The organism is Mycolicibacterium obuense, assembly GCF_055397605.1.
The window spans coordinates 4,651,654-4,673,179 of record NZ_AP043663.1; the positions used below are offsets into that span (position 1 = coordinate 4,651,654).

The 21,526-nt window shown below is 67.5% G+C and carries 17 protein-coding genes and 1 pseudogene; 10 read left to right on the forward strand and 8 right to left on the reverse strand.

Features of this window, described 5'->3' with window-relative positions; all coding sequences use genetic code 11:
* Window positions 1-67: 67 nt before the first annotated feature.
* The 3 genes from ACZ50N_RS22350 to ACZ50N_RS22360 all read right to left on the reverse strand — a co-directional run bounded on the left by ACZ50N_RS22350 (window position 68) and on the right by ACZ50N_RS22360 (window position 2,959).
* Entirely contained in the window at window positions 68-847 is a 780-nt protein-coding gene (locus ACZ50N_RS22350; protein ID WP_048423868.1) for an IclR family transcriptional regulator, read from the reverse strand.
* A gap of 119 nt (window positions 848-966) precedes the next feature.
* Window positions 967-1,596 (reverse strand): TetR/AcrR family transcriptional regulator, encoded by a 630-nt coding sequence (locus ACZ50N_RS22355; protein ID WP_073683169.1) that lies wholly within the window; start codon window positions 1,594-1,596, stop codon window positions 967-969.
* Entirely contained in the window at window positions 1,586-2,959 is a 1,374-nt protein-coding gene (locus ACZ50N_RS22360) for a flavin-containing monooxygenase (protein ID WP_073683168.1), read from the reverse strand. Before ACZ50N_RS22360 ends, ACZ50N_RS22355 begins: the two co-directional genes overlap by 11 nt.
* A gap of 215 nt (window positions 2,960-3,174) precedes the next feature.
* Here ACZ50N_RS22360 and ACZ50N_RS22365 point away from each other — a divergent pair, with 215 nt between their 5' ends.
* Both ACZ50N_RS22365 and purU read left to right on the forward strand, forming a co-directional pair.
* Window positions 3,175-5,628, forward strand: a complete 2,454-nt coding sequence (locus tag ACZ50N_RS22365; protein ID WP_464473797.1) for a GcvT family protein — start codon at window positions 3,175-3,177, stop codon at window positions 5,626-5,628.
* Window positions 5,625-6,476, forward strand: coding sequence for a formyltetrahydrofolate deformylase (gene purU / locus ACZ50N_RS22370; protein WP_048423872.1), 852 nt, complete (start codon window positions 5,625-5,627; stop codon window positions 6,474-6,476). Before ACZ50N_RS22365 ends, purU begins: the two co-directional genes overlap by 4 nt.
* Before the next feature lie 39 nt (window positions 6,477-6,515).
* Here the strand turns inward: purU and ACZ50N_RS22375 are convergent, their stop codons facing one another.
* The gene (locus ACZ50N_RS22375; protein WP_048423923.1) at window positions 6,516-7,145 is read right to left on the reverse strand and encodes a GntR family transcriptional regulator; all 630 of its coding nucleotides are present in this window, start codon (window positions 7,143-7,145) and stop codon (window positions 6,516-6,518) included.
* Window positions 7,146-7,256: 111 nt separating this feature from the next.
* Complete coding sequence (locus ACZ50N_RS22380; RefSeq protein WP_048423873.1) at window positions 7,257-7,946, reverse strand: GntR family transcriptional regulator; 690 nt, start codon at window positions 7,944-7,946, stop codon at window positions 7,257-7,259.
* Window positions 7,947-8,054: 108 nt separating this feature from the next.
* On the opposite strand from ACZ50N_RS22380, the gene glyA reads away from it, so the two are divergent.
* The 6 genes from glyA (at window position 8,055) to ACZ50N_RS22410 (ending at window position 15,122) form a co-directional block, all read left to right on the forward strand.
* Window positions 8,055-9,383: a serine hydroxymethyltransferase gene (glyA, locus tag ACZ50N_RS22385; protein ID WP_464473798.1), complete on the forward strand. Its 1,329-nt coding sequence runs from the start codon at window positions 8,055-8,057 to the stop codon at window positions 9,381-9,383.
* Window positions 9,380-10,630: a sarcosine oxidase subunit beta family protein gene (locus tag ACZ50N_RS22390; RefSeq protein WP_048423875.1), complete on the forward strand. Its 1,251-nt coding sequence runs from the start codon at window positions 9,380-9,382 to the stop codon at window positions 10,628-10,630. The genes glyA and ACZ50N_RS22390 overlap by 4 nt, the downstream gene beginning before the upstream one ends.
* Window positions 10,631-10,643: 13 nt before the next feature.
* Window positions 10,644-10,919, forward strand: a complete 276-nt coding sequence (locus ACZ50N_RS22395) for a sarcosine oxidase subunit delta (RefSeq protein WP_464473799.1) — start codon at window positions 10,644-10,646, stop codon at window positions 10,917-10,919.
* Entirely contained in the window at window positions 10,920-13,775 is a 2,856-nt protein-coding gene (locus ACZ50N_RS22400) for a 2Fe-2S iron-sulfur cluster-binding protein (RefSeq protein WP_464473800.1), read from the forward strand.
* Window positions 13,768-14,358 carry a sarcosine oxidase subunit gamma gene (locus tag ACZ50N_RS22405; RefSeq protein WP_464473801.1) on the forward strand — a complete coding sequence of 197 codons (591 nt, stop codon included), beginning with the start codon at window positions 13,768-13,770 and terminating at the stop codon, window positions 14,356-14,358. Before ACZ50N_RS22400 ends, ACZ50N_RS22405 begins: the two co-directional genes overlap by 8 nt.
* Window positions 14,359-14,495: 137 nt before the next feature.
* Window positions 14,496-15,122, forward strand: coding sequence for a GntR family transcriptional regulator (locus ACZ50N_RS22410; RefSeq protein ID WP_464469975.1), 627 nt, complete (start codon window positions 14,496-14,498; stop codon window positions 15,120-15,122).
* Between the two features lie 3 nt (window positions 15,123-15,125).
* Here ACZ50N_RS22410 and ACZ50N_RS22415 read toward each other — a convergent pair whose 3' ends face one another.
* The 3 genes and pseudogenes from ACZ50N_RS22415 to ACZ50N_RS22425 all read right to left on the reverse strand — a co-directional run bounded on the left by ACZ50N_RS22415 (window position 15,126) and on the right by ACZ50N_RS22425 (window position 19,700).
* On the reverse strand, window positions 15,126-17,432 hold the full coding sequence (locus ACZ50N_RS22415) for an FdhF/YdeP family oxidoreductase (RefSeq protein ID WP_048423924.1): 2,307 nt from the start codon (window positions 17,430-17,432) through the stop codon (window positions 15,126-15,128).
* 31 nt (window positions 17,433-17,463) lie between these two features.
* A pseudogene (locus tag ACZ50N_RS22420) lies at window positions 17,464-17,649 on the reverse strand (S-(hydroxymethyl)mycothiol dehydrogenase); the annotation flags it as partial.
* Window positions 17,650-17,654: 5 nt separating this feature from the next.
* Window positions 17,655-19,700 (reverse strand): oxidoreductase, encoded by a 2,046-nt coding sequence (locus ACZ50N_RS22425; protein WP_464473802.1) that lies wholly within the window; start codon window positions 19,698-19,700, stop codon window positions 17,655-17,657.
* Between the two features lie 187 nt (window positions 19,701-19,887).
* Between ACZ50N_RS22425 and ACZ50N_RS22430 the strand changes: the two genes are divergently transcribed.
* Window positions 19,888-21,276 carry an L-serine ammonia-lyase gene (locus ACZ50N_RS22430; RefSeq protein WP_464473803.1) on the forward strand — a complete coding sequence of 463 codons (1,389 nt, stop codon included), beginning with the start codon at window positions 19,888-19,890 and terminating at the stop codon, window positions 21,274-21,276.
* Window positions 21,277-21,286: 10 nt separating this feature from the next.
* On the forward strand, window positions 21,287-21,526 hold the full coding sequence (locus ACZ50N_RS22435; RefSeq protein WP_464473804.1) for a hypothetical protein: 240 nt from the start codon (window positions 21,287-21,289) through the stop codon (window positions 21,524-21,526).

Here is a 21,526-nt window from a genome sequence, read left to right on the forward strand (position 1 = left end):
GCACCATTTGCTCGGTGCGGCGACCTGTGCCGGAACGGGCGGGAAACGTGCTGGAAACGGGGGCGCGTCAGCCCCGGTAGCCCATCCGTTCGGAGACGGCGGCGGCCGCGGCGACGACGGCCGGAACCACCTCGCGGGCGCGTCCGTCGTCGAGCCGGTACACCGGACCCGACACGCTCAGAGCGGCGATGACGATGCCGGCGTGGTCCCTGATCGGGGCGGCCACCGCCGTCAGGCCGTGTTCCAACTCCTCGGTGGACACCACGTAGCCATCGCCGGCGACAACCTCCAACTGGCGTTCGAGCTCGTCCATCGAGGTGACCGTGCGATCGGTGTACCGGGTCAGGCGTACGTCGGCAAGCACGTCGCGGCGGGCGTCAGCAGACATGAAGGCCAGCAGGATCTTGCCGCTGGAGGTCGCATGTAAGGGGGTCAGCTCGCCGACCCAGTTGTGACTGCCGACCGATCGGGGCCCGCGGGCCTGATCGACGTTGACGACGTAGTGCGATCGCAGCACGGCGATGTTGACGGTCTCCCCCAGCTCGACCGCGAGGCGCTCGCAGATCTCCCGGCCCTGTTGCGTGACATCGAGTTGACCTGACACCGCGTTGGAGAGGCGGAGCAAGCCGAAGCCGAGGCGATACTTTCCGCGCTCGTGGGCCTGTTCGACCAGCTCGTGATCCTCCAGCGCAGACAGCAGACGCGAGACCGTGGACTTGTGCACGCCGATCTCGGTCGCGAGCTCGGTGACACCGACCTCGCCGAGGCGGGCCAGGATCTCGAGCACGGACACGGCGCGGTCGACGGACTGCACACCTCCGCCCGAGTCGGAGCTCCCGTTGCCCATCGCAGCGACACTACCGGGGTGGCTGTGCCGGGGACGGTGCCCCCCGAACGCACGGTCTATGACGAATTTCGCGGCAGATCCATCAGAAAGCGTGCTCTCGACACCTTTTCAGGGGTGCCTCATGGTGCGCTGCCGAAGATCGCAGATGTCCAGACGTGGGTGAGCGAGCGATGCACGTCGTCGGCAGTGTCGAGACCGTTGCCCCGCAGGAATCGCTCCAGTACGCGTTCGTTGAGCGAGAGCAGCGAATGCGCGAGATCTCGCGAGGCGCACCCGGCGGCGCGCACGCTGTGCTCGTCGATGTAGGCCGCCACGAAGTCCTCGTAGCGGGTCAACCACGACTCCCAGATGACCCGCGTATCGGCATCGGCGTCGCGGGCGTCGAGCATCGCCAGGAAGCTGCTGCGCTGCGCGACCCAGGATTCGACGGTGTGCAACAGAACTTGTGAGAGGTTCTCGCGCGCGTCGCCGTCGCGACCGAAAACCTCTGCGGCATCGCTGATCTGAGTATCGAAGATGCCGGCCAGCAGATGCGTCACCGCCTCGTTCTTGCTGCTGAAGTAGAAGTAGAACGCCGACCTCGCCAGCCCCGCTTCGCTGGCGACGTCGGCCACCGAGACCTCTGCCAGCGATTGCCTGTCGAGTCGGTGCGCGAGGGCGGCCAGCAGCCTGGACCTGCGTTCCTCCCCTCGCGGCTGCGGACGCTGTGTGCTGCGTCCTGAGGACCGCGCCTCCGAATCAACGGCCATGCGTCGACGCCTGCGGGATGCGGCCGGTGAGCGTGACGGGGCCCCGCCGCGCCACCCGGCGGGCGCCTGCCGGGAGTTCCCGCTTGCGCATGTCGCGCTCGTAGTCGAAGTAGTCCACCTGCTGCGTGTGCCGCGGCCGATCCGCGAAATGGCCGATGTACTTGCGCTCGTCGGCCGCGATCGTCGCGTGCATCTCGCGGACCGACGGCGGGCGATAGGTTCCGCCGAGGTAGCCCGCCGCCAAGCGGGCCTGACATTCCACGAACGGGAACAGCGTGGGCAGCGCCTGGGCGAAGCCCACGAAGATCAGGTCGTCGAGCTCGGGCTTGAGCATCCGCTTGTACAGCGGCAGCTTGTTGTTCGGGGCGCTGAGGAAGTCCGGATCGAAGAACGGGAACGTGATGTTGTAGCCGGTGGCGTAGATGATGACGTCGGCCGTCACCGACGATCCGTCGACGAAGTGCACCGTGTCGCCGTCGAGGCGTTCGATGTTCGGTTTCGCGACGGCGTCGCCGGCACCCAGTCGCATCAGCAGTTCGGCCGACTGCGTCGGATGCGCCTCCAGGAAGTGATGATTGGGCGTGGGCAGCCCGTAGTGCTCGGGGTTGCCGAAGAGCAACCGGGGAACCGGCCGCATCACGCGTCGCTGCCACGACAACGGAATGACCGGCAACGTCCTGGCGATCTTGTCCGCGGTCAGGCCGAAGATGTACTTCGGCACGACCCAGGCGCCCGAGCGGGTGGACAGGTAGACCGTGTTCTGCCACGCCTTCTGGGACAGTTCGGAGACGACGTCGGCCGCGGAGTTCCCTATTCCGACGACGATGATGCGCTTGCCCTTCAGATCCAGCGGCTCGGTCGGGTCGATGTAGGCGTGCGAATGGATGGTTTCGCCGTCGAAGTGGCCGGGGAAGTCGGGAAATCTCGGGTCCCAGTGGTGACCGTTGGCCACCACCAGCGCGTCGTAGTCGCGGCTCTGACCATCGCTGGTGTCGATGCGCCACCCGCCGTTCGGGTAACGGTGTGCGTGCTGGACCGCGGTGTCGAAGCTGATGCGTTCCCGCAGACCGAAGGCGTCGGTGTAGTCGTCGAGGTAGTCCTTGATCTGGGTGTGGTGCGGATAGTCCGGCAGATTCGGGTCCATCGGAAAATCTTTGAAGCACAGCAGATCCCGTGAGGTGTCGATGTGCAGCGAGCGGTACGCGCTCGAGTGCCCGTTCGGGTTGCGGAAGGCCCAGTTCCCGCCGACCCGGTCGGAGGCTTCGAAGCAGTCGAAGTCGACGCCGGCGTCCTGCAGGTTCTTGGCGGTCGTGAGGCCGCTGATGCCGGCTCCGATGATCGCGGTGCGCGGTGTGCTGTGCATGTCACTCCTGGAGGCAATTGTGGCGTCACCCACGCCATACCGACAACGTATGAACAAAAGCTGACAGCAGTCAAGTATTTCGACGGAAATTTTTACTGCGTGTTCAAATGACCTGCCGAGTGCCGACTGGCGTGCCGCAGCGGTTGACCACCGACGGGCCGCGCCTTAGGTTGGTATATCAGTTGTTGATCAATTACCAAGGAGCGGCCACGCACATGGGATCCCCTCGCGTCGTGATCATCGGTGCCGGCATCGTCGGCACCAACCTCGCCGATGAACTCACCGCCCGCGGCTGGGATCGAGTGACGGTTCTCGACCAGGGCCCGCTACCGCTGACCGGCGGGTCCTCGTCGCACGCGCCGGGCCTGGTGTTCCAGACCAACTCCTCGAAGACCATGACGACGTTTGCGTCGTACACCGTGGAGAAGTTCCTGACGCTCGACGTCGACGGGGCGTGGTGCTTCAACCAGGTCGGCGGACTGGAGGTCGCGACCACCGAAGAGCGGCTCGCGGAGTTGCACCGCCGCCACGGCTGGGCCACCGCGTGGGGAGTCGCCGCGCGCGTCATCGACCCGCAGGAGTGCGCCAAGCTCCATCCGCTCCTCGATCCTCACCGCATCCTCGGCGGTCTCCACGTGGAGAGCGACGGGCTGGCCAAGGCATCTCGCGTCGTCGTCGCACTCACCCGCCGGGCACAGAGTCGGGGGGCCGAGTTCCGTGGCTCCACGCGGGTCGTCGGAATCGAGCACAGCGGCGGAAAGGTCACCGGCGTCGCGACGACGACGGGGACCGTGCCCGCCGATATCGTGGTGTCCTGCGGCGGTTTCTGGGGTCCCGAGCTCGGCGCACTGGTCGGCATGGACGTGCCACTGCTCCCCCTGGCCCACCAGTACGTGAAGACCCATCAGATCCCCGAGCTGGCCGGACGCAACACGGAGGCATCCGAGGCCGGCTTCCCGATCCTGCGCCACCAGGACCAGGACCTGTACTTCCGTGAGCACGTCGACCGCCTCGGCATCGGATCGTATGCCCACCGGCCGATGCCCGTTGACCTTCGCGAGCTGCCCGGCGGCGAGATCACCGCGGAGACAATGCCTTCCATGTTGGATTTCACCGAGGAGGACTTCGCGCCGGCCTGGGAGCAGAGCAAGCTCCTGCTGCCCTGCCTGCAGACGGCGACCATCGAGTCGGGCTTCAACGGCATCTTCTCGTTCACCCCGGACGGCAACCCGCTGATCGGCGAATCACCGGACGTCGCGGGTTTCTGGATCGCCGAGGCGGTCTGGGTGACGCATTCGGCCGGAGTTGCGCGCGCTGTGGCACAGGTGCTCGTCGACGGCCGTTCCGAGGTCGCACTGAACGGCTGCGATGTACATCGTTTCGAAGAAGTGCAGCTCGACCCCGAGTACGTCAGCGAGACCTCCCAGCAGAACTTCATCGAGGTCTACGACATCCTGCATCCGTTGCAACCCAAGGAATCTCCGCGCGACCTCCGGGTGAGCCCGTTCCATGCGCGACAGCGGGAACTCGGCGCGGTGTTCCTCGAGGCCGGCGGGTGGGAGCGGCCGCACTGGTTCGAGGCCAATGCCGACCTCGTCGCTGACCTGCCCGCGGAATGGCAACCGCCGCAACGTGATGCCTGGGCGGGCATGTTCCATTCGCCGATCGCCGCGGCGGAGGCGTGGCGCACCCGAACAGCCGTCGCCCTCTACGACATGACGCCGTTGAAGCGCCTCGAGGTCACCGGACCCGGCGCCGTCGAGCTGTTGGAGCGGCTCACCACAGGCACGATGGACAAGTCGGTCGGTTCGGTCACCTACACGCTCATGCTCGACGCCGCAGGCGGTGTGCGCAGCGACGTCACGGTCGCCCGGCTCGCCGACGACACCTTCCAGGTCGGTGTCAACGGCAACCTCGACCTCGACTACGTCCGCCGTCAGGCCGGTGACGGCGTTGTCGTCCGCGACATCACCGGCGGTACCTGCTGCATCGGAGTGTGGGGTCCCCGGGCCCGCGACCTGGTGTCGGCCCTGAGCCGCGACGACTTCACCAACGCCGGCTTCAAGTACTTCCGGTGCAAGCAGGTGCGGATCGCCGGGGTTCCCGTGACCGCGATGCGCCTGTCCTACGTCGGCGAACTCGGGTGGGAGCTCTACACCACCGCCGAACACGGCCTGCGACTGTGGGATGCGCTGTGGGAGGAGGGGCAGCGTCATGGCGTGATCGCGGCGGGCCGGGCCGCGTTCAACAGCCTGCGGATGGAGAAGGGGTACCGCTCGTGGGGCACCGACATGACCACCGAACACAATCCGTACGAGGCCGGCCTCGGCTTTGCCGTGCGCCCGCAGAAGGACGGCTACATCGGACACGAGGCACTTGCCGAGATCTCCGACGACACCGTCGGTCGTCGCCTGGTCTGCCTTACCGTCGATGACGGCCGCTCGGTCGTTCTCGGCTCCGAACCGGTGCTGCTCGACGGCGAGCCGGCCGGCTACATCACCAGTGCGGCATTCGGGCACACCGTCGGTGCCCCGATCGCCTACGCCTGGCTGCCGGCGTCGGTCACCGTCGGAACTCCGGTGGAGATCGTGTACTTCGACCGTCGGGTCCCCGCCACCGTCGTCGCCGAGCCACTCGTCGATCCCGAGATGGCGAAGATCCGCTCATGACACAGACATTCACGCTGACACTGAGCTGTCCGCAGCGGCCCGGCATCGTGCACGCCGTCAGCTCGTTCCTCTTCTCCCGCCGCTACGACATCGCCGAACACCAACAGTTCGACGACGACGTGAGCCAGTCGTTCTTCCTGCGCACCACGTTCTGCTGCCCCGACGACGGCATCGACACGACCACTCTGACCGACCAGTTCTCGTCCGTGGCGGCGGGTTTCGACATGACCTTCCGGATCGACGGGACGCAGCCGCCCCGGGTGGTGGTGATGGTGTCGAAGCTGGGACACTGCCTCAACGATCTCATCTTCCGTTGGCGTTCAGGCACTCTGGGTGGGGAGCTGGTGGCGGTGGTGTCCAATCACGAGGCGCTGCGCCCGATGGCCGAGGCGGCCGGTCTGCCGTTCGTGCACATCCCGGTGACGCCGACCACCAAGCCCGAAGCCGAGGCCCGGCTACTGCAGCTCGTCGAGGAGCTCGACGCGCAGGTCGTGGTGCTGGCGCGCTACATGCAGGTGCTCTCCGACGAGGCGTGCACCGCCTTGCGGGGGCGGGCCATCAACATCCACCACTCGTTCCTGCCCGGCTTCAAGGGCGCCAAGCCCTATCACCAGGCCTACGACCGCGGCGTGAAGATGGTGGGTGCGACGGCCCACTATGTGACGCCGGACCTGGACGAGGGCCCGATCATCGAGCAAGAGGTCATCCGAATCGACCACTCGCACAACCCCGCTCGGTTGGCGACTGTCGGGCAGGACGCGGAGGCGCTGGCTCTCTCCCGAGCGGTGCGCTGGCACTGCGAGAACCGTGTGCTGCTCCACGGTCACCGCACCGTGGTGTTCCGCTGACGGTCTCACACGACCCCGACAATTACACGACCCCGACGATTACACGACGGAGCGGACCGCTTCTTCGAACCCGGTGACGTGTGCCAGCGCGATGGCGGCGGCCGCGTCGCCGTCACCCTCGGCGATGGTCCGCAGCAGGGCGGTGTGTTCGCCGACGTGGTGAGCCACCACGGTGAGGCGATCGAGGAACAGGCAGAAGATGCGGGTGGCCAGGTTGTCGTACCGGATCAGGACGTCTTCCAGATGCGGGTTGCCGGCGGCCTGATAGATGGCGCGGTGCACCCGCAGATCCCACCGCATCAGTTCGTGGCGATCGATGGTGTCGATCTCGAGGGCCTCGGTGTGGTCGGCGAGCTCGAGCAGGTGTGCGCGCATCGCGGCCGACGCGTTCTCGGCGGCGGTGCGGGCGGCGACCGGTTCGAGATTCACACGGATCTGCGAAATGTGGCGCAGATCAGCGACATCCACGCCGGTGGCGAACGTTCCGCGGCGCGGGAAGGAGATGACGAGCCGATCGGCTTCAAGGCGCTTGAGGGCTTCTCGTACGGGCGTGCGGCCCAGCCCGAGGCCGGCGGCCAGCTCGCTCTCGACGATCGCCTCGTTGGGCCGAATGTCCAACATGATGAGTTTGTCCTGAATGATCAGGTAGGCCTGATCGGCCAGCGACATCGCACTGAGATCGACCTCGCCGAGCGACTCCACACCGACAACCGTCACCGACACACCCTTTCCTGGTGCGCCGATGATATATCAGTGTGTCGCGCGGTTACGGCACCGCCGTCACAGCAACGCGCGGATGGCGTGCTCGAAGCCGGTCACGTGCGACAGCGTCAGTGCAGACGCGGTCTCACCGTCGCCGGCGACGATGGCCTCCAACAGGGCGACGTGTTCGCGGACGTGGGTGACGACGTCGGGTAGCCGATCGAGGAAAAGACACCAGATCCGCGTGGCATGGGCGTCGAGGCTCACCAGAATCGACTCCAGGTGCGGATTCTGCGACGCGCGATAGATCTCGCGGTGCACGCGCACGTCATGGCGCAGCACATCCCGCGGGTCGTCGGAGTCAGCGATCTTTGCGATGCTCTCGGCAAGGCCCGCAAGGCGGCGGCGCGATTCGGTCGTCGCCACCCGCGCGGCGCGCGCGGCAGCCAACGGCTCCAACTGGTGCCGGATCTCCGAGATGTCCGCCAGATCGGTCATGTCCACTGCGGTCGCGAACGTCCCGCGGCGCGGATACACGGTCACCAACCGGTCCCGCTCCAGCCGCTTCAACGCCTCGCGCACTGGGGTGCGACCGACTCCGAGCTCAGCGCCGAGCTGGTCGTCGTTGATGGGCTCGCCGGGCCTGATGTCGAGCATCACGAGGCGTTCCCGCACCGCTTCGTACACGCGATCGGCGGCGGTCTCCGGGCCCGCCTCGGCGTCGACGAAACTCGACTCCGACAACGTCGTCACAGTCGTCACCGTCATATCACCACTCCCTCACCCGCCGCGCTGTTGACGTGGCCGCGAACTGATCCTAATCTATCCGACAGTTGATATATTAGTCACGTATCAAGCAGATCGAGAAGGGCGACCATGACCGTCGACACGTCACCCCCAGACACAGCCCAGGCCGCCAACCCGATTCTCGGCCAAGCGCTAGCCACCCTCGATCACGAAGTGCATCAGGCGATTTCGGCAGAGCTTGGCCGCCAGCAGAACACGCTGGAGATGATCGCCAGCGAGAATTTCGCACCGCTGGCCGTGATGCAGGCCCAAGGTTCGGTGCTCACCAACAAATACGCCGAAGGCTATCCCGGCCGTCGGTACTACGGCGGGTGCGAACACGTCGACGTCGTCGAGCAGCTCGCCATCGACCGGCTGACGAGCTTGTTCGGCGCGACCTATGCGAACGTCCAGCCGCATTCCGGCGCCCAGGCCAACGCGGCGGTGATGGCCGCGCTGCTGACCCCCGGCGACACGATCCTCGGGCTGACCCTCGCCCACGGCGGGCACCTGACCCACGGCATGAAGTTGAACTTCTCCGGCAAGCTCTATGACGTCGCCGCCTACCAGGTCCGCGAGCACGACCACCGCGTCGACATGGCCGAGGTGGAGAGGCTGGCCCACGAGCGGCGGCCCAAGTTGATCCTGGCCGGCTGGTCGGCATATCCGCGGCACCTCGACTTCGCCGAATTCCGGCGTATCGCCGACGATGTGGGTGCCTACCTGATGGTCGACATGGCCCACTTCGCCGGCCTGGTGGCCGCCGGCCTGCACCCGTCCCCCGTGCCGCACGCCCATGTGGTCACCTCGACCACCCACAAGACGCTCGGCGGTCCACGCGGCGGCGTCATCATGACCAACGACGCGGCGCTGGCCAAGAAGATCAACTCGGCGGTGTTTCCCGGTCAGCAGGGCGGACCCCTCGAACACGTCATCGCCGCCAAGGCCGTGTCCTTCCGGCTCGCCGCCCAACCAGAATTCCGCGAGCGCCTGGAGCGCACGCTGGCCGGCGCGCGGATCCTCGCCGATCGCCTGCTGCAGGACGATTCACGCGCCGCCGGCAACGATGTGGTGTCCGGAGGCACGGATGTCCACCTCGTGCTGGTCGACCTGCGCAACTCCGAACTTGACGGCAAGCAGGCCGAGGACCGCCTGCACCGGGTCGGAATCACTGTGAACCGCAATGCCGTTCCTTTCGATCCCCGGCCACCGATGATCAGCTCCGGGGTGCGGATCGGAACCGCGGCACTGGCCACCCGGGGCTTCGACCTCGACGGCTTCACCGAGGTCGCCGACGTCATCGCCGCGGCGCTGCGTCCCGACGCCGACGACGCGGACCTCGACGGCCTGCGCGCCCGGGTCGACGTCCTGTCGCGCCGGTTCCCGCTGTACCCCGAACTGACGGAGACCGCACTGTGACGACACATGGGACGACACAACCCACCCCGCCGGGGGCGCACCTGCCCGATCACCCCGAATTCCTCTGGCGGACGCCCGAACCGAAGAAGAACTACGACGTCGTCATCGTCGGAGGCGGTGGCCATGGGCTGGCGACCGCGCACTATCTGGCCAAGAACCACGGCATCACCAACGTCGCTGTGCTCGAACGCGGCTGGCTGGCCGGCGGCAACATGGCGCGCAACACCACGCTGATCCGCTCGAACTACCTCTGGGACGAGAGCGCCCGCATCTACGAGCACGCCCTCAAGCTGTGGGAGACCCTCGAAGACGATCTCGACTATCCGATCCTGTTCAGCCAGCGCGGCGTTCTGAACCTCGCCCACAGCCTGCAGGATGTGCGCGACAGCGTGCGGCGCGTCGAGGCCAACAAGCTCAACGGCATCGACGCGCAGTGGGTGGACCCCGACGAGGTCAAGAAGCTCTGCCCGATCGTCAACATCTCCCACGAGATCCGGTACCCGGTGCTCGGCGCCACCTACCAGCCGCGGGCGGGGATCGCCAAACACGACTATGTCGCCTGGGGTTTCGCCCGGCGCGCCGATCAGGCCGGCATCGACATCATCCAGAACTGTGAGGTCATCGGCTTCGAGACCGACGGCGACCGGGTGACCGCGGTGCGCACCACCCAGGGCACCATCGGTGCGGGTCGCGTCGCACTGTGCGCAGCAGGCCACACATCGACACTGACGGACATGCTCGGCATCCGTACGCCGCTGCAGAGTCACCCCCTGCAGGCCCTGGTCTCCGAGCTCCTGGAGCCGGTGCACCCGACCATCGTCATGTCGAACGCCGTCCACGTCTACGTCTCGCAGGCACACAAGGGCGAACTGGTGATGGGCGCCGGCATCGACTCCTACAACGGGTACGGCCAGCGCGGCGCCTTCCACGTCATCGAACGACAGATGGCCGCCGCCGTCGAACTGTTCCCGGTGTTCGCCCGCGCCCACCTGTTGCGCACCTGGGCGGGCATCGTCGACGTCTGCCCGGACGCCTCCCCCATCGTCGGCCACACGCCGTACGAGAACCTGTACCTCAATGCCGGTTGGGGCACAGGCGGTTTCAAGGCCACCCCCGGGATCGGATGGTGTCTGGCCGACACGCTGGCAACCGGCGAACCGCACGAATTCATCGCTCCGTTCAGCCTCGACCGGTTCATCACCGGCGCGCTGGTCGACGAGCACGGCGCCGCCGGCGTCGCGCACTGAGAAAGGCCACACCATGCAGCTCATCGAATGCCCGTGGTGCGGGCCCCGCGAGGAGACGGAGTTCCACTACGGGGGCCAAGCGCACATCGCCTACCCCGAGGACCCGCAGGCACTGACCGACGAACAGTGGGCACACTTCGTGTTCTTCCGCGACAACCCGAAGGGGCTGTTCGCCGAGCGATGGTCCCACAGCCACGGATGCCGGCGCTGGTTCAACGCCGTTCGTGACACCGCCACCTACCGATTCCAGCGGACGTACCGACTGGACGAGCAGAGGCCGACGATCTGAATGAACGCATCGTTTCGCACATCCACGGGTGGCCGCGTCGACCGCGACACCACCCTGACGTTCACGTTCAACGACCGGGAGTTCACCGGACACCGTGGTGACACCCTCGCCTCGGCGCTGCTGGCCCACGGCGTGCATCAGGTGGCCACCAGCATCAAACTCGGCCGCCCCCGCGGCTTCACCGCCGCGTGGGCCGAGGACACCGGCGGTCTCGTCCAGGTCGAGCACCCGTTTCCCGAGCCGATGCTGCTGGCGACCACCGTGGAGTTGTTCGACGGCCTTGTCGCACGCGGACTTCCGGGCCAGGGCCGCCTCGCCGAGATCCCTGACAGCGCCCTTTACGACAGCACCCATGTGCACACCGATGTCCTCGTCGTCGGCGCTGGACCGGCGGGCCTCGCGGCGGCACTGACCGCGGCCCGGGCCGGGGCGCGGGTCGTGCTGATCGACGAGCAGAGCGAGGCCGGCGGGGCCCTGCTCGGTTCTGCCGACACCATCGCCGGCGGGCCGGCGATGGACTGGGTCGCCGAGGCCGTCGACGAGCTCGCCGGCTGTCCCGATGTCCTGCACCTGCAGCGCACCACGGCGTTCGGGCACTACGACGACGGCTTCGTGCTGGCTCTGCAACGGCGCACAGATCACCTCGGGGCCGAGGCGCCGGCCGGGGTCAGCAGGCAGCGGGTGTGGCGGATTCGCGCGCGCCATGTCCTCGTCGCCGCGGGAGCGCACGAACGGCCGGTGGTGTTCACCGACAACGACCGTCCCGGCATCATGCTCGCCGCGTCCGCACGAACGTTCCTGCACCGCTTCGGAGTCAGGGTCGGTGAACAGGCCGTCGTGTTCACCACCAACGACAGCGCCTACCGGGCGGCCTTCGACCTGCACGACGCGGGCACGACGATCGCCGCGATCGTCGACGCGCGGGACGAGATCGGCGCCCCGCTGCGCGAGGACTTCGCGGCGCGCGGCATCCCGGTCCACACCGGTGCGGTGGTCACCGGCACGCGCGGCGAGTCCCGGGTCACCCACGCCGTCCTCGGCCGCCCGGGAGATGCCAGTCAGGAAGTCCTGGCCTGTGACGTGCTGCTCGTCAGCGGGGGATGGAACCCGGCGGTGCACCTGTTCAGCCAGGCCCGCGGCACGCTGCGCTACGACGACACGCTCGGCGCCTTCGTCCCCGGTGAGCACCTCGACGGCATGAGCGTGGCCGGCGCGGCCGACGGTCAGTTCGACCTTCCCGGCTGCCTACGCAGCGGCCGGGAAGCCGCTGCCGCTGCCCTCGCGGCACTGGGAATGACAGCACAGACGAATCCGCTTGCCGGAGAATCGGATACCTGTCGACCACAGGCACCGGGTGCCGTGCTGTGGTACGTGCCCGACCCGGCGTCGGCGACGCGACAGTTCGTCGACGTCCAACGCGACGCCACCGTCGCCGATCTGGTTCGTGCCGTCGGCGCCGGGATGCGCTCGATGGAGCACATCAAGCGCTACACGACCATCGGGACCGCCCACGATCAGGGCAAGACCTCGGGCGTGGTGGCATCGGGCATCGTGTCGGCACTGCTGGGCACCCCGGTGCAGACACTCGGCGTCACCACGTTCCGGCCGCCCTACACGCCCGTCGCGTTCGCCGCACTGGCCGGCCGCGACCGCGGCAGCCTCTACGACCCCGAGCGGGTGACCGCGGTGCACGACTGGCACGTCGAGCGCGGGGCGGTGTTCGAAGACGTCGGCATGTGGAAGCGACCTCGCTACTACCCCCACCCCGGGGAGAGCATGGAGACCGCGGTCCTGCGCGAATGCGCCGCCGTGCGAACAGGAGTCGGCATTCTCGACGGCTCGACGCTGGGCAAGATCGACGTGCAGGGCCCCGACGCCGGCGAGTTCTTGGACCTGCTCTACACGAACATGATGAGCACGCTCAAGGTCGGCATGGTCCGCTACGGCGTGATGTGCAGTGTCGACGGCATGGTCATCGACGACGGCACGGTGATGCGCCTGGCCGAGGACCGGTACATGGCGTTCACCACGACCGGCGGAGCGGCCCGCATCCTCGACTGGATGGAGGAGTGGCTGCAGACCGAATGGCCACATCTGCGCGTGCGGTTGACCTCGGTCACCGAGCAGTGGCACACCTTCCCAGTCGTCGGCCCGAGATCCCGGGATGTGGTGGGCGCGGTGTTCGGCGATCTCGACGTCAGCAACGAGGCGTTCCCGTTCATGGCGTGGCGGGACACCGCGATCGACGGTGTGCACGTGCGGGTGGCGCGGGTCAGCTTCTCCGGCGAGCTGGCCTACGAGGTCAACGTCATGGGCTGGTACGCAACGGCGTTGTGGGAGAGGCTGATCGAGGCCGGCGAGCGTCACGGCATCACACCGTATGGCACCGAGACGATGCATGTGCTGCGCGCCGAGAAGGGCTACCCGATCATCGGGCAGGACACCGACGGAACGATCACCCCGCAGGATCTCGGCATGGCGTGGGCGGTGTCGACGAAGAAGCCCGACTTCATCGGGAAGCGGTCGTTCACCCGGCGCGAGAACCTGAACCCGCTGCGCAAGCAGTTCGTCGGGCTGCTGCCCACCGATGCGGACACGGTGCTGCCCGAGGGTGCCCAGATCATCGAGTTCGCTGAGGACGGGGTGCTGCCCGCGCCGCCGGTGCCGATGCTCGGACACGTCACGTCGAGTTATCGCAGTGCCGAGCTCGGGCGCCCGTTCGCCCTGGCACTGATCAAGGGTGGCCGCGACCGCATCGGCCACACCCTGCACGTCCCGGTCGACGGCACTCTGGTGCCGGTCGAGGTCACCGGTTCTGTGCTCGTCGATCCCGAAGGAGCTCGCCGCGATGGCTGACACTCTGATGCGCCGCAGTCCCTTGCACGCCCACCTGTCGCGGCTGGCCGAGTTGCCCGCGTCGACGTCGGTGTCCGATGAGCCGTTCTTCACGATGGTGGAGGTGTGGGTCGACCCGGCCGGTCCCGGGGGTGCTGCTGCCGCAGCCGTCCTCGGCGTCGACGCGCTGCCGACGGCACCGTCGACCGTCGTGGACGGGTCCGACGTGTCGGTGATCTGGTTCGGCCCGCAGGAGTGGCTGACCGTGTCGGCCACGCGTGACGGCGAGGACTTGGAGGCCGCCCTGCGCGACGCCGTGGCCGCGCAGGGTGGTGCGGCGGTCGATGTCTCGGCACAGCGCACGTCGGTGCGGCTGCGCGGCACGCAGGCGCGCGCACTGCTCGCCAAGGGCTGTGCGCTGGATCTGCACCCGCGGGTGTTCGGTCCCGGCAACGCCGCGCAGACGGTCCTCGGGCGCGCCGGGGTGGTGCTGGTGCCGATGAGTGACGACGGTGCGGACTACCGCATCATCGTGCGGTCATCGTTCGCCCGCTACCTCGCGGATTGGCTGATCGACGCAGCCGAGGAGTTCCACCACCCCTGATTTCCCGCCCAAACCGACGTTTGGGCGGGAAAGTGCGAGTGCGCCGCGCCATGACGTCGATCTCGGCGCCGACATCTGGGGTATCCTCGGCGGAATCTGAAATCTCAGACAACGCGCGTGGTGTACGAGGAGTCCGCATGCCGAGCCCGCTCCTGTCCGATCAGGCCTACGACGCCATCCGCGACAAGATCGTCTCGCTGCAGATCCCCCCGGGTGCGCCCATCGAGGAAGAGCAGCTGGCTGCCGAGCTCGGCGTCGGGCGCACACCGGTCCGCGAGGCGCTCAAGCGGTTGGCCTACCGCAAACTGGTCGTCATCTACCCGCGCAGCGGAAGTTACGCCGCCGACCTGGATCTCGTGGATCTCGAGGCGATCTGCGACATCCGCGAACGCCTGGAAGGACTCGCCGCCGAACGTGCCGCCACGGAAGCGCGCTACGAGGAGCGCCAGGAATTGCAGTCCCTGCTCGACGACATCAACGCCTGCACCGATCACGAGAAGCTGCTCGAGCTCGACGTGGCGACCCATCGCGCGATCCACCGGATGGCCCACAACCCGTATCTGTCAGACACGCTGACGCAGAGTCTCGACCTGTCGCTGCGCATGTGGAACCTGGCCAAGGAACGGCTGCCCGACCTCGACCATCACGTGCACGGTCAGACCGAGGTGCTGACCGCGATCCTCGACCGCAACGCCACCCGCGCCCGTAAGCTCGCCGAGGCGCACGTCCGCGAATTCGAAGACGGTATCCGGACGATGTTCTGACGGTCACGACCGTCGCTGCAGCCTCACCGTGATCGCCTTGGACACGGGCGTATTCGATCTCCTGGCCACATGGTCCAACGGCACCAACGGGTTGGTCTCGGGATAGTAGGCCGCGGCGTTTCCCCGCGGCGTCGGGTAGGGCACCAACCGGAAGTCGGCGGCATGCCGCTCCTCGACCCCACCGCCGGGCAGCGGCCATTCGGATACCAGATCCACCCGATCCCCCGCGCGAAAGCCCGCCTCGGTGATGTCGTCGGGATGGCAGAACACCACCCGCCGGCCGCCTTTGACACCACGGTATCGATCGTCGAGGCCGTAGATCGTGGTGTTGTACTGGTCGTGGCTGCGCATCGTCTGCAGGATCAACCGACCCTGCGGCACCGGGAGCCAGTGCAACTCGTTGACGACGAAGTTGGCTTTCCCTGTAGCGGTGGCGAATCGGCGTTCGTCGCGCGGCGGGTGCGGCAGCACGAAGCCGTCGGGCTCCCGCACCCGGCGGTTGAAGTCGCCGAATCCGGGCACCACGCGCGCGATCGCGTCGCGAATCCGGTCGTAGTCGGCGGCGAACTCGGCCCACGGCACGCGGTGATCGCTGCCGAACAGCGCCACGGCGAGCCCGCAGACGATCGCCACCTCGCTGCGGAGATGCTCGCTCACCGGGGTCAGCCCGCCGCGGGACAGGTGTACCGCCGACATCGAATCCTCAACGCTGACAACCTGTGTGCGTCCACCGGTGCGATCTTTGTCCGTTCGGCCCAGCGACGGCAGGATCACCGCCGTGCGACCGCCGACCAGATGTGAGCGGTTCAGCTTCGTCGACACCTGCACCGTCAGCGAGCAGCGGCGCAACGCGGCCTCGGTCACCTCGGTGTCAGGCGTCGCGGCGACGAAGTTGCCGCCCATCGCCATGAACACCGACACGCGTCCGTCGCGCATCGCCCGGATCGCCTCGACGGCGTCGTACCCGTGCCGCCGCGGGCTGGAGATCCCGAATTCGGTGTCGAGCGCGGCCAGGAACGTCTCGGGCGCCTTCTCCCAGATCCCCATCGTCCGGTCACCCTGCACATTGGAGTGTCCGCGCACCGGGCACACCCCGGCACCGGGCTTGCCCATCATGCCCTGCATCAGAAGCAGATTGGTGGCGTCGGAGATCGTGGCCACGCCGTGGGTCTGCTGGGTCAACCCCATGGCCCAGCAGATGATGGTCTTCTTCGAGGCGATCAATGCCGCGGCCGTCGCGTCGAGTTGCGCACGGGTCAGCCCGGTCGCGGCGAGCACGGTGTCGAGGTCGACCCTGCGGACGTGGTCGGCCCAGGCATCGAAGCCGGCGCAGTGGTCGGCGATGAACGCGGTGTCGAGGACGGTGCCCGGCGCGCGATCCTCGGCCTCCAGCAGGAGCCGGGCCAGCCCCTGGAACAGCGCCTGGTCGCCGCCGAGTCGGATCTGCAGGAAGTCATCGGCGATCACGACACCGTCACCGATCACGCCGTGTACCTTCTGCGGGTCCTTGAACCGCAGCAACCCCGCCTCGGGCAGCGGGTTGATCGCGATCACTCTCGCGCCGTTGGCTTTTGCCTTCTCCAGCACCGACAGCATGCGAGGGTGGTTGGTGCCGGGGTTCTGGCCGGCGATCAGGATCAGATCGGCGTTCTCGAGGTCGGGCACCGATACCGATCCCTTGCCGATGCCGATGCTCTCCTGCAGCGCGGTGCCCGACGATTCGTGGCAGAGGTTCGAGCAGTCCGGCATGTTGTTGGTGCCGAAGCTGCGGATCATCAACTGGTAGACGAAGGCCGCCTCGTTGGACGTGCGACCGGAGGTGTAGAACGCCGCCTCGTCGGGTGAGGCGAGGGCACGCAGTTCGTCGGCGATCAGCTGCAGCGCGGCGTCCCAGTCGATCGGCTCGTAATGGGTTGCGCCGGGCCGCAACACCATCGGATGCGTGAGACGGCCCTGCCGGCCGAGCCAGTAGTCGGTGCGCTCGGAGAGTTCGGCGACCGAATGGGCGGCGAAGAAGTCAGGTCCGACCTGCCGCTTGGTGGCCTCCTCCGCGACCGCCTTCGCGCCGTTCTCGCAGAATTCGGCGTGCTTGCGGTGTCCGGGCGTCTCCGGCCACGCGCATCCTGGGCAGTCGAAGCCGGTGCGCTGGTTCAGCGCCGCCAGCGTGCGCACGGTCCGCACGGCGCCCATCTGTTCGACGCCGCGACGCAGTGAGACGAGGACAGCGGGAACTCCCGCCGCGTAGGTCTTCTCGCCGCTGACGACGATGTCGTTCTCGTCGATGTCCTGCTCGATGCCGCCCGTCTCCACATCCTTCACCGTAGTGGCGGCAGGCCGCCGGTCACAGCATCACCACCGAGCGGAGCACCTCGCCCCGGTGCATGGTTGCGAATGCGTCTTCGACCTCGTCGAGCTTGATCCTCTCGGAGACGAACCGGTACAGCGGCAGCCGGCCCTGCTGGTAGAGGTCCACCAGCGTCGGGAAGTCGCGTTCGGGGAGGCAGTCGCCGTACCACGACGACTTCAACGGGTTTACAGAGCGATGCAGAGCCGGAAGGCGTCGTACACGGCGGCGTGGATGTTGCGGCTGGCCACCGCGTCGCCGATACGGAACAGCTGGTAGCTGCCCTGCCGATTGCGGGTGACCTGCTGCGGCCGCAGCTCGAGCAGCGCCTGCTGGTCGACCTCGCCGAGGTTGGACGAGCCGGCGACCAACTCGAAGTACAGCTCGTCCTGTGGCAGGGTGCCGTGCTCGACGACGACGTGGTCGACCACGCGCTGCCGGGTGGCATGCGCGTACTCGTTGTACAGGTCCACCTCGAGGCGGCCGTCCTTGCGACGCACCCCGGTGAGGCGTTCGTTGAGGGTCACCCGCACGTCGTGTTCGGCGAATGCCTTGAAGTAGCCCGGGTAGTTCACGCCGCCGACGTCGGGCGCCAATGTCCTTTCCGGCGTGACGAATTCGAGCTCGACGCCGCTGCGTGCGACCATTTCTGCCGCATCCATCCCAGGGTGACCGCCGTTGTCGTCGTAGAACAGCACCGTGCCGCGGGGGCGTACCGCCCCGCACAGGACGTCCCAGGCGTCGGTGACCAACGACGCTCCCTCGGTGAGGAATTCGGTGTTGGGCAGGCCGCCGGTGGCCACCACCACGATGTTGGGCTGCTCGGCCAGCACATCGTCGGCCTCTGCGTAGGCGTTGGTCCGGATGTCGACGTCGAGCAGCTTGCACTCGGCCAGTCGCCAGTCGACGATGCTGATCAGATCGCGCCTCCGCGGCGCCGAGGAGGCGAGCCGGATCTGGCCGCCGGGGGCGTCGGCGGCCTCGAACACGACGACCTCGTGTCCGCGCTCACCGAGCACGCGGGCGGCTTCCAGGCCTGCCGGGCCGCCGCCGATGACGACCGCGCGGCGGGGAGTTCCGGTGGCTGGGGGCACTCGGTGGGGCATCCGGTCCTCGCGCCCGGTCGACGCATTGTGCACGCATTTGGCGTCGCGGGCCTGGTAGATCTCGTCCAGGCAGTAGCTCGCCCCGACGCAGGGCCGGATGCGGTCTTCCTCTCCCGCATGGATTTTCGCGACGATGTGGGGGTCGGCGATGTGCGCCCGGGTCATTCCCACGAGGTCGACCAGCCCGTCGCGGATGGCGTGGCGCGCGGTCGCGACGTCGTTGATGCGGGCGGCGTGCATCACCGGGATCTGCAGGGCTGCCTTCACCTGGCCGGCGAACCCGAGATGGGGTGCCACCGGGGTGCCCATCGGGGGGATCACACGAGAGAGCGCCTCGTCACTGGCCATGTAGCCCTTGATGACGCTGATGAAGTCGATGCCCTCGGCCACGAGGAGCTTGGCGATCTCGACGCCTTCGTTGTACTGCAGGCCGCCCTCGATGTCCTCGTCGAGCGACATGCGGATGCCGACGGCGAAGTCCGGGCCGGCGGCTTCCCGAACGGCGCGAATCACTCTCAGCGGGAACCGCAGTCGGTTCTCGATGCTGCCCATCCCGTAGGCGTCGTCGCGACGGTTGGTCAGCGGGGACCAGAACGAGTCGAGAAGGTGGGTGTAGGCCTCGATCTCGACGCCGTCGAGCCCGGCTTCGCGGCATCGCGTGGTCGCGTCGGCATAGGCCTTGACGATGCGATCCAGATCCCACTCCTCGGCAACTTTCGGAAAGGCGCGGTGCGCGGGTTCGCGGATCGGCGAGGGTGCGATGACCGGCAGCCAGTCGCCGTCGTAGTTGCTCGTGCGGCGGCCGAGATGGGTGATCTGGCACATGACAGCCGCGCCGTTTTCGTGCACGCCGTAGGCGAGTTCGCTCAGCCAGGGCACGATCTCGTCTTTGTAGAGGTGCAGGTTGCCGAAGGCTGCGGGGCTGTCGGGCGCCACGACGGCGGATCCGCCCATCATCGTCAGACCGATTCCGCCTTTGGCCTTCTCTTCGTGATACAGGCGGTAGCGCCGCTTCGGCATCCCGTCCTCGGCGTAGGAGGGCTCGTGCGACGTGCTCACGACGCGGTTGCGCAACGTCATCTGCTTCAACGCGAAGGGCTGCAGGAGGGGATCGATCAGCTGCGTCATCGCACACCAGCTTTCTGACATTTCAGGAGCAGTAATTAACACTCCAGATTGACAGCAAGGTATTCCACCGGAGGCCCGGGGTCAAGCGGTCGAAATGATCGCGCTTCCTTCCTTGACGCGCTGACCAGGCTGACCTACGGTTGTTGTCTCAACTCATATATCAGTATCCGATCAGAAGAGGTCCCACGTGACGATCAGCGTGTTCGACCTCTTCTCGGTCGGTATCGGCCCCTCGAGTTCCCATACGGTCGGCCCGATGCGGGCCGCCGCAAGGTTCGTCGACGATCTGCAGACACTCGCCGCCGTCGACGCGGTTGCCGACGTGCGCGCGGACTTGTACGGGTCCCTGGCGGCCACCGGCGCCGGGCACGGCACGTTCACCGCAGTACTGCTCGGGCTCGAGGGCCACCGGCCGGAGGAGATCCTGTCCGCGGACCTGGAGGCGCGCGTCGACGCGATGCGCGCGACGGGCACGATCCAGTTGGCGGGCACGCATCCCATCCGGCTGAGCGAGCAGGACCTCACACTGCGGCCGCTGACGATCCTGCCGTTCCATCCCAACGGCATGACGCTCACCGCACTCGACGCCGACGGTCGCGAACTGCACCGCCAGACCTATTTCTCGGTCGGCGGCGGGTTCGTCGTCTCCGAGGCCGAGACCCTCGACGCGACACCTCGCACGGCGGACCCACAGTCGCTGGCGTTCGGCTCGGGAAAAGAGCTGCTCGAACTCTGCCACCGACGCACCTGCAGCGTCGGCGAACTCATGCTGGCCGTCGAGTGTGAGAACCGCGCAGAAGACGAGGTCCGGCGCCGGTTGCTGCACATCCGCGACGTCATGGTCGAGTGCGAGAAGCGGGGTGTCAGCCGGGCCGGTTACCTGCCGGGCACGCTGCGCGTCCGGCGACGTGCCAAGGACTGGTACGACCGCCTCATCGCCGAGGACCCCGACCGACTCCCCGAATTCGCTGTGGACTGGGTCAATCTCGTGGCGCTCGCCGTCAACGAAGAGAACGCCTCCGGCGGACGGATCGTCACCGCACCCACCAACGGCGCCGCGGGCATCGTGCCCGCCGTGCTGCACTATGCGGTGCACTACACCGACATTGGCAGGCGCGATCCCGACGGCACCGCGGTGCGCTTCCTCCTGGCGGCGGGGGCCATCGGCTCGCTGTACAAGGAACGCGCGTCGATCTCCGGGGCCGAGGTCGGGTGCCAGGGCGAGGTCGGCTCAGCCGCGTCGATGGCGGCCGCCGGGCTGGCCGAGATCCTCGGCGGCACACCGGAACAGGTGGAGAACGCGGCCGAGATCGCGATGGAACACAGCCTGGGCCTGACCTGCGACCCCATCGGGGGCCTGGTGCAGATCCCGTGCATCGAACGCAACGCGATCTCGGCGGCCAAAGCCATCAACGCCGCCAGGATGGCGCTGCGCGGCGACGGATCCCACCACGTGACGCTGGATCAGGTCATCGAGACGATGCGCACCACCGGAGCCGACATGCTCGCCAAATACAAGGAGACCTCCACCGGAGGCTTGGCCGTCAATGTGCCCGTGAACTATGTCGAATGCTGAGGTGGAACAGATGCACCTTGATTGGTACGACCGCCAGATTCTGTCGTTCGTGACGGCGCGCCCGGCCGACCGGCCACTGCCGGACACGGAGTGCCGCCGCGGATTCGGCCTCACTCCGGGCGCGGTCATTCGCCGGTTCGACGCTGTCATCGACGTGTACCTCTCGGCGCATGTGCCGTTGGCACCCGCCGATCAGGATCTGCTGGACCGGGCCGCTGCCCGCAGGCACGACCACCCCGCGGCGGTCTGA